Here is a 12,917-nt window from a genome sequence, read left to right on the forward strand (position 1 = left end):
GTCTAATATGACAATTTATTCACTTTTAGTAATAGTGAATTTAACTAAACTACTCTTAATATAATTTAAAGAATACAAAATTGGTTGATGCTTTTCGTCATAATGTACTATTTTAAGTAACATAAGCCCTTCGTGAGGTGAAGCATTAAGCACTTCTGAGATATGAGGTTCGTAACTAATTGCTTCTAAATCCATTTCTGCATGCATGATTACATGATTTGTAGATGCTTTAATAGCTTCTAACATTGAACCACTACTCTGTTGATAATCTGTGCAAGTTAGATAAGTTTTTGCTATTTTGTCTAAACAATATACGACCGGCTTATGATTAGCAGTCCTTAGTCTCTCAATAATTGTTATAGGTTCTTTTGTTTCTATACCTAAATGTTCAGCATCTAAAATAGTTGCAGGTTGCTCGTCAAGATTCAGATATTCTGTTCCTGCTTCATAACCTGCTTCTTTAATCATAGTCCCTATACTAATAATTTTATTTAACGGGTAATAGAAAGGGGGCTTGATTTTTACGCTAGTCCCCTCTTCAAAATTATCCGTTACTACTTGTTCAGTAATCAACTCATCTATACCATCGTAAACATCATCTGTTTTAACATTTAATGCTCTCGCAATTGACAAATTACTAGGTAATTTACTTCCATTAGTAAGTTCACCATCTTTAATTAAATTTAAAATGTATTGTTTTACTCTATAGATTGCACTCATTTCCGACATTTTTACACCTCGTCATTTTCTAAATCAACTAAAATTTGTCTAGGTTTACTTCCTTTTTGTGGACCAATAACTTGGTTACGTTCCAAATCATCCATGAGCCTTGAAGCTCGATTATAACCGATTCTAAATTGTCGTTGTAATAAAGAAGTACTAGCTTTTTGCTTTTCTATTACAAATAAATAAGCTTCATCATATAAAGCGTCCTCACTCTTCATTTCTGATTTATCTACAGGTGCATCTGGTTCCATTTCTTTAACATAATTTGCTTTCTGTTGCTCTACAACATAATTAACAACATCTTGCACTTCTTGATCGCTTAAAAAAGCACCTTGAATTCGGGTTGTGGTAGATTCTCCGTTACCAACATATAGCATATCACCTTTACCAAGTAGCTTTTCAGCTCCACCAGCACCAATTATTGTTCTAGAGTCAGTTTGAGAACTTACAGCGAACGCAATTCTTGATGGAATGTTATTTTTAATAATACCAGTAATAACATCAACTGAAGGTCTTTGAGTAGCTACAATTAAGTGTATACCCGCAGCTCTAGCCATTTGAGTAATACGTTGGATAGCATTTTCTACTTCTTTACCTGCAACCATCATTAAATCAGCCAATTCATCCACTATTACGACGATATATGGTAACTCAGATTGTTTTTCATCAAGTTCCTCATTCTGTTTGCGTATATATTGGTTATATCCTTCAATATTTCGTGTCGATGAATGTTGAAACAAATCATAACGACGTTCCATTTCTGAAACAATTTTTTCTAAAGCTTGAGACGCTTTATGTGGATTTGTTACAACCGGTATAAGTAAATGAGGAATACCATTGTAAACATTTAACTCTACCATTTTAGGATCGATTAACATAAGTTTAACTTCGTGCGGTTTTGTATTGAGCAATATACTCGTTATAATACCGTTAATACAAACTGATTTACCGCTTCCTGTTGAACCAGCAACGAGTAAGTGAGGCATTTCATTTAATTGAATTGATATTGGATCACCAGAAATATCTCTACCAATGCCGACTTCTAATTTATACTTAGATGGGAACTTATCTTCTAAAACTTCTTTTAGAGTGACAAGTGAGATTTTATCATTAGGAACCTCAATTCCTACCGCAGAGCGACCTGGAATAGGTGCTTCTATTCGTACATCTTTCGCAGCCAAAGCTAATGCAATGTCATTATGGAGATTGACTATTTTACTTACTTTAACACCTTGTGCTGGTTGAATTTCATATTGTGTCACTGCAGGACCGATTTTAATTTGTGTTACTTTAGCATTAACACCAAAGTTTTTTAGTGTAGATTCTAAAACCTGACCTTTACGTTGGACTTCAGCTTTTGAAGTAGTTTTTTGTTTGGTAGGCTGTTTTAATAAGGATAAAGGTGGCACCGTATACTCAATATTTGCTTCTTCACCAGCTTCAGATATTGAGCCTTCAGCCTGACTTTGCGGTTGATTGTTTTCAGCAGTTGTAGATGGCTGATTATTATTTATTGATTGATTTTTAGTACTTGGTAATGATTGTTGAAATTGTTCATTATCCAAAACACGTTTTTGACGTTGGTTAGTAGTATTTTGTCTTTTATCTTCTTGCTCATTATGACCATATATTGGAATATCGTCTGACTGGGAAATCTCTGGAAAATCACTAACATCTTTAATGACATTATTATTCTGACGTGATTTTTTTTGTTTTTTCCGTTCAATTTTTGCCTCTTTTAATTGAGCTTTTTCTTCTTTTTTAATCTTATTTTGTTCTCTTTTTTGTTTTATTGACTCAGATGCATGATTACTTGATGACTTGAGGTTGTCGAATAAACTTTTTGTAACATCTCTATGCCTTAAATTAAGTAATAAAATGAAACTCGAAGCTAGTAGCAAAATAGTTATTATTATTACACCTACAATAGATATGAGAGGTATAAATAGTTTAAGTAAATAAAAACCTATTAAGCCGCCCCCAAAATTTGGAAAATGTGTTTTTTCATAAGCTTTATAAACAAAGGACAGTACAGGCTCTCTTTGTGAAGTAATATTATGTGAAAAATGAAAATACAATTGCGTTATAAATAACAAAGCTAATTGTAAAACTATTGCACCGATACTACGTCGAGTTCTAGGTATTTGCTTAGAGTATGTTATAAAGATTGTTGCAATAAGTACTAAAATATAAGTTAAGTATCGACTCATTCCAAAAAGATAATTAAAAAAGCTATCAATCATTCTACCAATGATTCCTAATTGAAAAGCGCCTAGTATAATAAGAATTACTATAATTATTGAGAATATATATCTTAAAGGCGTTTCATTTTGCTTTTTTTTATTCGTTTTTTTATTACCCTTTCTCTTCGTCGATGTTCTTTTTTTTGCTTGTGGCAATACCTACACCTTCTTTTTTAATCTCTCATCATTACTATATTTAGAGTATTCATCCCATTTGAATATATAATTTATATGTATTTTTAATAAGATGAAAGAGGCAAGAACAACTTAGATTATTTAGATTCACTCTCATATTTACCAAACTCTAAGATATTAGAAACTGATAAATATTTAAAAGAAAAACTAATTGTTGAACAAAGTCATTAAACATGATTTTGCTTTGCTAAATTGTCCCAACCTCTTTAAATATTATTCTATTAAGATTAGATTTCCGATATGACTGGAATAATCATTGGACGGCGTTTTGTACTCTCAAATAGTAACTTACTGATTTGATCTCTCATATTTTGCTTGATTTCTGACCATTCTATTCGTTTTTCTTGAAGACCTTCCTCTACAATTTTACGTACTTTTTCTTCAGCCTCTTTCAAAAGTTCTTCACTTTCTCTAACATAGACGAAGCCTCTTGATTGAATTTCAGGTCCTGCAGCAATACGTCGATTTTTAGGGTCTAATGTCACAACCGCAATAAAAATACCGTCTTCGGCTAATAGATGTCGATCTCTTAATACGATATTACCTACGTCACCAACGCCAATCCCATCAATAAGTATATTACCTGATTGAACTTTTTCATTTAAGATCATATCTTTACCGTTATAACTAATCACGTCGCCTTTTTCAACTAAGAAAATTTTCTCAGGTGCTACACCTGTTTCTGCTGCTAATTTGGCATGTGCAATCTGCATTTTAAATTCACCTTGAACAGGTACAAAATATTCAGGTTTCATGATATTTAACATCATTTTCAATTCTTCCATACAACCATGACTTGACGCATGAATTTTCTTGTTGTTTGGAATTATATGTGCTCCAGCACGCACTAACTCATTTAATGTATCTGCAATAATAACTTCCATATTAGCTGAAGCAGTAATTGCTAGGAATATTGAATCCCCTTCTTCTATGTTCATAATTTTATGCTTCTTGCGAGCCATTTGACTTAATGCTTCTACTGGTTCACCTTGCATACCTGTAGCAATAATAATCACTTCATTTTTAGGGTAATTTTCCACTTCATTAATAGGTATTAATAAATCTTTTGGTATATCAAAGTATCCCATTTTACGTGCTATGTTAAACGAACTTTCAAGTGAACGACCTAAAAATGACACTTTACGATTAAGTTGACTTGCAATGTTAAGCACTTGTTGAATACGAACGAAGTTTGAAGCATAGCATGATACAATAAGTCTACCTTTAACCTTGGCAAAAGCATCATACATGTGATGTTCAATAATATTTTCAGGCGTGTTATATCCTGGCTTTTCAGCTTCTGTTGAATCACTGATTAATGCGAACACACCTTCATCACCAATTTCAGCCATGCGTTTCAAATCTGGAGCATAATGTCCATGCAAACTTTGATCAAACTTAAACTCTCCAGTATAAACTATAGAACCATAAGAAGTATGAATACATACGCCTAAGCTATCGGGAATGCTATGTGTTGTATTAAAGAAACTAACGTTAACATTTTTAAATCTCATAATTGAATCATGGTTTACAGTATAGTAACGTACTTTCTTTTTAATATTTCGGGCCTTCATTGCTTCTTTAACAAGTGCAATTGTCAATTTAGAACCATAAACTGGTGCGTCGATTTGTTCTAACACATAGCTTACTGCGCCTATAGCATGTTCATGACCGTGTGTAAGAAATATCCCTTTTAATCTTTCTTTGTTTTCAATGACATATTGAATGTCAGGAATAACGATATCTACCCCAAGCATTTCATCTTCTGGGAACATTAATCCTGCATCCAACATAAACATTTCATCGTCTACTTCAACGATGTACATATTTTTAGCGATTTCGCCAACTCCACCGAGTGGAATAATACGAATATCTTTATTTTTTTTCTTTATTAAACTCAAAATGTTACCTCCTATAAATAGTGACCCGTCCATATACAAATTCACTATTTATTATAAGTTAAAACGACCTTGATGTACACTATTATTGCACTGTTATACCATTTGATTATTGAGAGTATATTTTTTAAAATTAATGTTTTTATCATATTTAATAAAACAATTGTCACATGTACATACTAAATATTACTTTTACTTATTAAATGATATTAATTGAATGTAAGTTTTTAAGTCACCCTATAACATTACTAACAAAATACATTTATCCCACTGAATAGTCATATTAATAATAAAAAAACTGCTCGCAAAGCATTTAGCTTTGTCGGCAGTTTTTTACAGAACACATACATTAGGTTCATATATTGATACATTTTAATTTTTAGATTGTTCTAATACTTTATGTGACGCATTAACTCGACCTTGTTTATCGATTTCAGTAATTTTCACTTCAATTGTATCTCCAATTTTAAGAACATCTTCTACTTTATTAATTCTTTCTTGTGAAATTTGAGAAATGTGTAATAATGCGTCTTTACCAGGGAACAATTCAACGAAAGCACCATACTTTTCAATACGTTTTACTTTAGCATGATATACTTGTCCAACTTCCGCTTCGCGTGTAATATCTTCGATAATTTCTTTTGCACGATTAATCATCGCTTGATCTACAGCCCCTATAAAGATTGTACCATCTTGTTCAATATCTAATTTAACTCCAGTTTCGTCAATGATTTCATTGATTTTCTTACCACCTGGTCCAATCACGTCTCGAATTTTATCTGGTTTAATACTCATAGTTACCACTTTTGGTGCATAAGCACTTAATTCTTCGCGTGGTTGCTCAATCGTGTGAAGCATATGATCCATAATAGCTAATCGTCCTTGACGCGCTTGTTCTAGTGCTTCTTCGATAACTTCTCGAGTTAAACCATCAATTTTAATATCCATTTGAATCGCAGTAATACCGTCTTTAGTACCTGCTACTTTGAAGTCCATATCACCTAATGCATCTTCCATACCTTGAATATCAGTTAAAATTGTATAGCTATCGTCACGCGTTACTAGTCCCATTGCAATCCCTGCGACTGGCGCTTTAATTGGTACACCAGCATCCATTAATGCTAATGTTGAACCACAAATCGATGCTTGAGATGATGAACCGTTAGACTCTAGTACTTCACTTACAATACGAATTGTGTAAGGGAAATCTTGAGTATCAGGTATAATGTATCGTAATGCTCTTTCACCAAGCGCACCATGGCCAATCTCACGTCTACCAGGTGCACGTACAGGGCCAGTTTCTCCTACAGAGAAATTAGGAAAGTTATAATGATGCATAAATCGTTTCTCTACCTCAGGTCCTAAACCATCAATTAATTGATAATCTCCAAGTGCGCCTAAAGTTAAAACTGAAAGTGCTTGTGTCTGACCACGAGTAAATAAACCTGACCCATGTGCTCTTGGCAACAAACCAACTTCTGATTCAAGAGGTCTTATTTCATCTACTTTACGTCCATCAGGTCGTATTTTTTCATCAGCAATTAGACGTCTTACTTCTTCTTTAATTAAGTCATTTAGAATTGCATAAACTTCTTTAACAAGCGTTTCATTTTCTGGATCTTCTTCATCTAGAAAATGACCAACAACTTCTTCTTTCAGAGCATCTAAGTTTTCATCTCGTTGTTGCTTATCGAAAGTTAAAACCGTCTCCTTAAGTCCTTTATCTTCAGTTAGACGTTTTACTTTTTCAACTAAATCTTCGTCTCTTTCCACCGGTACAAATTCTTGTTTGATTGGTTGAATGTGATCTATGATTTCTTGTTGGAATGTAACAAGTCGTTTGATTTCCTCGTGTCCGAAGAAAATAGCCTCAAGCATCTCACTCTCAGTAATTTCACTTGCACCTGCTTCAACCATGTTTACCGCATCTTTATGCCCAGCAACTTCTAAATCTAATCTAGAAATTTCTTTATCGGCGACGGAAGGATTAATGACATATTTGCCATCGATATAACCTACATTGACACCTGCTATGGGGCCTTGGAATGGAATATCTGAAACACTTAACGCCATCGAAGAACCAATCATTGCAGCCATTTCTGGTGAGCAATCTGGATCAGCACTTAAGACAATATTCATGATTTGTACGTCATGTCTATATCCTTTGGGAAACAGTGGACGAATAGGTCTATCAATGAGACGAGCTGTTAACGTTGCTTCATCACCAGGGCGACCTTCTCTTTTTTTGAATCCTCCTGGAATTTTACCAGCAGCATACATTTTTTCTTCGTAATTTACAGTTAATGGGAAAAAATCGCCATCTCTAGGTTCTTTAGAAGCAGTTGCAGTTGATAGGACAACTGTATCTCCATAACGCACCAAAACAGCACCATTAGCTTGCTTTGCTAATTGTCCTGTCTCAATAGTTAAAGAACGCCCAGCCCATTCAGTTTTAAAAACTTTCTTCTCTTGAGACATTATGAATCTCCTCTCTTAATTCTAATATTTATATCATATCATTTATTTAACTGATTTTATATTTTTTATTATGTATCATAATAAAAAAAGGAAAGTACCATCCATGGTGCTTTCCTAGTTCTATATTAAGATTAACGACGAATACCTAATGATTTAATTAATTCACGGTAACGTTGAATATCTTTACTACGTAAGTAGTTTAATAAGTGACGACGACGACCTACCATTTTCAATAAACCACGACGTGAATGGTGGTCTTTCTTGTGTTCACGTAAATGCTCATTTAATGCAGAAATTTCTGCAGTTAATACAGCGATTTGAACTTCTGGTGAACCAGTATCAGTTTCGTGCACACGATATTCCTTAATTAATTCATCTTTACGTTGTTGTGAAATTGCCATTATCAATTTCCTCCTTAATTATATTTAACTCCTTAATCTGAGTGAGGCGTCGGAGAATCGACCTACTAAGAAAAAGGTATATCTAGAGAATAAGAATAATCTTGTATCTCTGTCAACTTTATATATTATATGATATATCATCATCGAAATCAATAGATAATAAATGTTTAGCCTTCGCTTTATCTTCATTCATTTGTTTAACTAATGGATCGATACCATCAAATTTAACTTCTGGTCTTAAAAAGTGATGCCAATACACAGTCACACGTTCACCGTAAATATTTTCATTAAAATCAAATATATTCACTTCAATAACTAACTCAGCCCTAGCTGGATCGTGGAATGTAGGTTTAACACCAACGTTAGCTACACCACGATGTAATTTACTCTCAGGACCAATTTCCATACTCACCGCGTAAACACCTTTTTTTGGTAGTACATAATCGTCACTGGGTTGCACATTAGCTGTTGGAAAACCAATTGTTCTTCCACGTTTTTCACCTTGTACTACAGTTCCTTTAATCCTATATATATACCCCAATTCGTCATTTGCTTTCTGTAAATGACCATCTGTAAGCGCTTGGCGTATTGCAGTTGTAGAAATTTTTTCAGAATCCATCTCTTGTTTTCCTACAATCGTCGTATTAAAAGCTTTAGATTCCTGAAGTACCGTCATATTTCCTTTTCCAAATTTACCAAAGGTAAAATCAAACCCTGCAATCACTTCTTTAACATGATTATTAATAATATAATTTCTTATGAAATCGTCAGATGTCACACTAGCAAATCTTGATGAAAAATTGATAACGATACAATAGTCTATACCGTGTTCTGCTATCATTTCTAACTTATCTGAAAGTGGTGTTAGGTAGGTTGTACGTTTACGCTCAGGGTTTAATACGACTGAGGGGTGTGGATCAAACGTCATAACAGCCTTTTTAAGTTGATGCTCTTTTGCCTTTTCATCAAGCACTTGAAACACCTTGTCGTGACCTCTATGCATACCATCGAAGAAACCAAAAGCCATAGCAACATTTTCAGTTATGAATTGATTACTTTGTATGGGATGAGTAACTTCTATCACTTTCATAATATTATTTCTCCTTTAATTAAAAACTTTTTTAGGTTTTATTTCATAAGGTTTATCTGGATGAACTATATATATTGCTAAAACTTTTTGAGTACTATTATCGACAAATATAAAAGGTTCTTTAACATCTTGACTTAACACTTTTTTATGAAATTTTTGACCATTACAGATTTTCTTTTTAAAATTTGAATCTTTCACTTGGAATGATTTCAGACCTTTCAAGCCATATTCTATAGGAAACAATTCATTATGTAATGAATCATGCTCATGTAATTCTTTAATTTGATCAATCGTTAAACTACTTTCTAATTGAAAACCGCCTGAAGCTATTCTAGTTAGACGTGACATATGAGCTGGAAAACCAAGTTTAAGTCCAATATCTGTAGCTAAAGTTCTAATATAAGTTCCTTTACCACATGTTACTTCAACTTCAAAATGACATGTCTGCTCCTGAAAAGTAACTTCAGATATTCTATGTATATCTTTAATAAATACTTGCCGTTTAGGGCGTTCGACAGTTTCATTATTTCTCGCATATTCATATAATTTTCTTCCATTTACTTTAACTGAAGAATACATAGGCGGAATTTGCTGAATATGCCCCTCAAATTGCTGCAACACTTGGTCAATCGTATCTTCATTGATATCATTCTTATCAATAGCTCTAGTTTCTAAAATATCTCCGGTTTGGTCTTCAGTAGTCGTACTCATTCCTAACGTTACCGTAGCGTGATAAGTTTTTCCCATTTCCATGATATAATCACTGACTTTTGTCGCATCACCTAAACAAATTGGTAACACACCATTTACTTCAGGATCTAATGTTCCTGTATGACCAATTTTTTTCATTTTTAAAATTTTACGTAATTTAAAAACGACGTCATGACTTGTTAAACCTCGTTCCTTAAATACCGGTAGTATGCCATTATACATATTGTCACACCTTTAACTTTTAATAACGTTTATTATTATAACACGATATTTTAATTCTTTAATTAGCGTTTTACATAAAAATAGTAGGCAATATCAAAAATATGCTTTATGAATGACTGTGCCTACTATAAAATATATTATTTATCATTTTTGTGTAAATCTTGAATCATGCGTTCTATTTTATTACCGTATTCGATAGATTCATCATATTCGAATGTTAACTCAGGTATAATTCTTAGGCGCATTCGAGAACCAAGTTCAGATTTTATAAATCCAGTTGCTTTATGCAAAGCTTTAAATGTATTATCAACTTCTTTATCATTCCCTAACACTGTTAAATATACTTTTGCTTGTGAAAGGTCATTTGTTAATTCAACATCAGTAATTGTTAAAAAACCAACTCTAGGATCTTTAACTTTATTATTAACAATGTCCATGATTTCTTGTTTCATTTGTTCTCCTACACGTTCTGCTCTTATATTATTCATCATCTCACCTCTCTTCATTTTTACTTTACTCACAAATAACTGTGAAATATCAGAGTTAATGATTAACTTTTGATGTTCATTTTATTAAATTATCAACAATGAATCAATAAAATAATATTAAATGAGAGACCATAACTAAAGTATTGATAGCATAACATTATGCTTTTCCAAATCAAAATTTATATCTTCACTTTGATTGTTGGTTAAGCAAAGTATGTCATACTCTACTTTAAGATATTAGGTTTATGAAATATCTTAAAGCAGTTAACTTAGCATATAGCCTCTCCATAAGTTTCAAAATTATCTTTGAATTTCTACCATTTCAAACGCTTCAATAATGTCTCCTTCTTTGAGATCATTATATTTTTCAATTGTAATACCACATTCATAGCCTTGAGCTACCTCTTTAGCATCATCTTTGAAACGTTTTAATGTGTCAAGTTCACCTTCAAATAACACGATACCATCTCTAATTACGCGTACACCCGCGTTACGAGTGATTTTACCTTCAGTCACATAACTACCAGCAATTGTACCAACTTTAGAAACTTTAAATGTTTGACGCACTTCAGCTTGTCCGATGACTTGCTCTTCAAATTCTGGGTCAAGTAAACCTTTCATAGCTGATTCTATCTCTTCAATAACATTATAAATAACTCTGTGTAATCGCATATCTACATTTTCAGCTTCAGCCGCGCGTTTCGCACCAGCATCTGGGCGTACATTAAAACCAATAATAATACCATTTGATGCATTAGCTAAAGTAACATCTGATTCATTGATAGCACCAACAGCTGTATGAATAATTCGTACATTCACACCTTCAACATCTATTTTCATTAGTGATGCAGCCAATGCTTCAACTGAACCTTGTACATCACCTTTAATGATGACATTTAAATCTTTCATTTCACCTTGTTTCATTTGCTCAAATAAATTGTCTAATGAAACATTTTTACTTTCTTGACGTTGCTGTATGACACTTGCCTCATGACGTGCTTCACCAATTCGACGTGCTTGTTTTTCATCACCAAATACAACAAAACGATCACCTGCAAGTGGAACATCGTTAATACCAGTAATTTCTACAGGCGTTGAAGGGCCGGCAGATTTGATTCTTTTTCCTAAATCATTAACCATTGCACGTATACGTCCATAAGTATTACCTACAACAATTGCATCTCCAACGTTTAAAGTACCATTTTGAACAAGTAAAGATGCAGCTGGACCGCGTGATTTATCTAATTCAGCCTCAATCACAGTACCTACAGCTTGTTTGTTAGGATTAGCTTTAAGTTCTTGTACTTCCGCTACTAAGCCAATCATTTCTAATAAATCATCAATACCGTCTCCACTCAATGCAGATAGTGGTACAAAGATTGTGTCACCGCCCCAGTCTTCTGGAATTAATCCATACTCAGTGAGTTCTTGCATAACACGATCAGGGTTAGCAGTTGGTTTATCAATTTTGTTTACTGCAACAATCGTTGGTACTTCTGCTTCTTTAGCGTGATTTATAGCTTCAATTGTTTGAGGCATCACACCATCATCAGCAGCCACGACTAAAATTGTAATATCAGTAACTTGAGCACCACGTGCACGCATAGTCGTAAATGCAGCATGTCCAGGAGTATCTAAGAACGTAATTTTTTTACCTGAATTTTCAATTTGATAAGCACCAATATGTTGAGTGATTCCGCCAGCTTCTCCTTCGGTAACTTTAGTATTACGAATAGAATCTAATAAAGTCGTTTTACCATGGTCCACGTGACCCATGATTGTAACAACTGCTGGACGTTCAATTGCATCGGAATCATCCGTCTCATCATCAAAATAAATTGATAAATCTTCTTCATCAACGACTACTTCTTTCTCTATTTCAACGCCATAGTCATCTGCAATTAATTCTAATGTTTCTTCATCCAATGATTGGTTGATATTAGCCATAATACCTAATAAGAACAATTTTTTAATAATACCAGCTGATTCTACATTTAGTTTTTCAGCTAACTCACCAACAGTTATGCCTTCTTGATAAGTGATTTTAGAGGGCATTTCTTTTGTTTCTGCTACCTCATTTTGAGGTTTATTATTTTTATTATTCTTTTTATTTTTATTATTTTTTTGATTCTTATTAGTTTTATTGTTTTTATTTTGCTGTTTTCCTTTGTTGTTTTGTTCTTTTTTCTTAGTTGGTTTACTATTATTCTTATTTTGCTGTTTTTCTTTATTGTTAGAATTTTGTTTATTATTAGATTTTTGGTGATTATTTTGAGTATTTTGTTTATTAGTGTCTTTCACTTGAGAGGCTTTAAATTTTTTATCTAATGCTTTAATTTGTTCTTCTTCTAAAGCTTGCATATGGTTTGACACTTCAACATTCATACTTTTTAACTCATCTATAATCTCTTTACTCTTTAGATTTAATTCTTTCGCATATTCGTAAATTCTTTTTTTACTCATAT

At 33.0% G+C, this 12,917-nt stretch carries 9 protein-coding genes; all 9 read right to left on the minus strand.

Annotation, left to right across the window (positions count from 1 at the left end; translation table 11 throughout):
• Positions 1-15: 15 nt before the first annotated feature.
• Positions 16-729, minus strand: coding sequence for a GntR family transcriptional regulator (locus HMPREF3058_RS08790; protein WP_002499576.1), 714 nt, complete (start codon positions 727-729; stop codon positions 16-18).
• A 2-nt stretch (positions 730-731) separates the two neighbouring features.
• A complete protein-coding gene (locus HMPREF3058_RS08795; RefSeq protein ID WP_070731372.1) occupies positions 732-3,125 on the minus strand; it encodes a DNA translocase FtsK in 2,394 nt (797 codons plus the stop codon).
• Positions 3,126-3,391: 266 nt separating this feature from the next.
• A complete protein-coding gene (gene rnjB / locus HMPREF3058_RS08800) occupies positions 3,392-5,065 on the minus strand; it encodes a ribonuclease J2 (protein WP_002457357.1) in 1,674 nt (557 codons plus the stop codon).
• Positions 5,066-5,434: 369 nt separating this feature from the next.
• Positions 5,435-7,540 carry a polyribonucleotide nucleotidyltransferase gene (pnp, locus tag HMPREF3058_RS08805; RefSeq protein ID WP_002487417.1) on the minus strand — a complete coding sequence of 702 codons (2,106 nt, stop codon included), beginning with the start codon at positions 7,538-7,540 and terminating at the stop codon, positions 5,435-5,437.
• Between the two features lie 131 nt (positions 7,541-7,671).
• Complete coding sequence (rpsO, locus tag HMPREF3058_RS08810) at positions 7,672-7,941, minus strand: 30S ribosomal protein S15 (RefSeq protein ID WP_002476036.1); 270 nt, start codon at positions 7,939-7,941, stop codon at positions 7,672-7,674.
• A gap of 118 nt (positions 7,942-8,059) precedes the next feature.
• The gene (locus tag HMPREF3058_RS08815; RefSeq protein WP_002476021.1) at positions 8,060-9,031 is read right to left on the minus strand and encodes a bifunctional riboflavin kinase/FAD synthetase; all 972 of its coding nucleotides are present in this window, start codon (positions 9,029-9,031) and stop codon (positions 8,060-8,062) included.
• A gap of 15 nt (positions 9,032-9,046) precedes the next feature.
• Positions 9,047-9,964: a tRNA pseudouridine(55) synthase TruB gene (gene truB / locus HMPREF3058_RS08820; RefSeq protein WP_002476045.1), complete on the minus strand. Its 918-nt coding sequence runs from the start codon at positions 9,962-9,964 to the stop codon at positions 9,047-9,049.
• Between the two features lie 137 nt (positions 9,965-10,101).
• Entirely contained in the window at positions 10,102-10,452 is a 351-nt protein-coding gene (gene rbfA / locus HMPREF3058_RS08825) for a 30S ribosome-binding factor RbfA (protein WP_002457359.1), read from the minus strand.
• Between the two features lie 300 nt (positions 10,453-10,752).
• Entirely contained in the window at positions 10,753-12,915 is a 2,163-nt protein-coding gene (infB, locus tag HMPREF3058_RS08830) for a translation initiation factor IF-2 (RefSeq protein ID WP_002489946.1), read from the minus strand.
• Positions 12,916-12,917 lie beyond the last annotated feature (2 nt).

The sequence above is a fragment of the Staphylococcus sp. HMSC068G11 genome (genome assembly GCF_001815825.1).
Taxonomy (GTDB): domain Bacteria; phylum Bacillota; class Bacilli; order Staphylococcales; family Staphylococcaceae; genus Staphylococcus; species Staphylococcus epidermidis.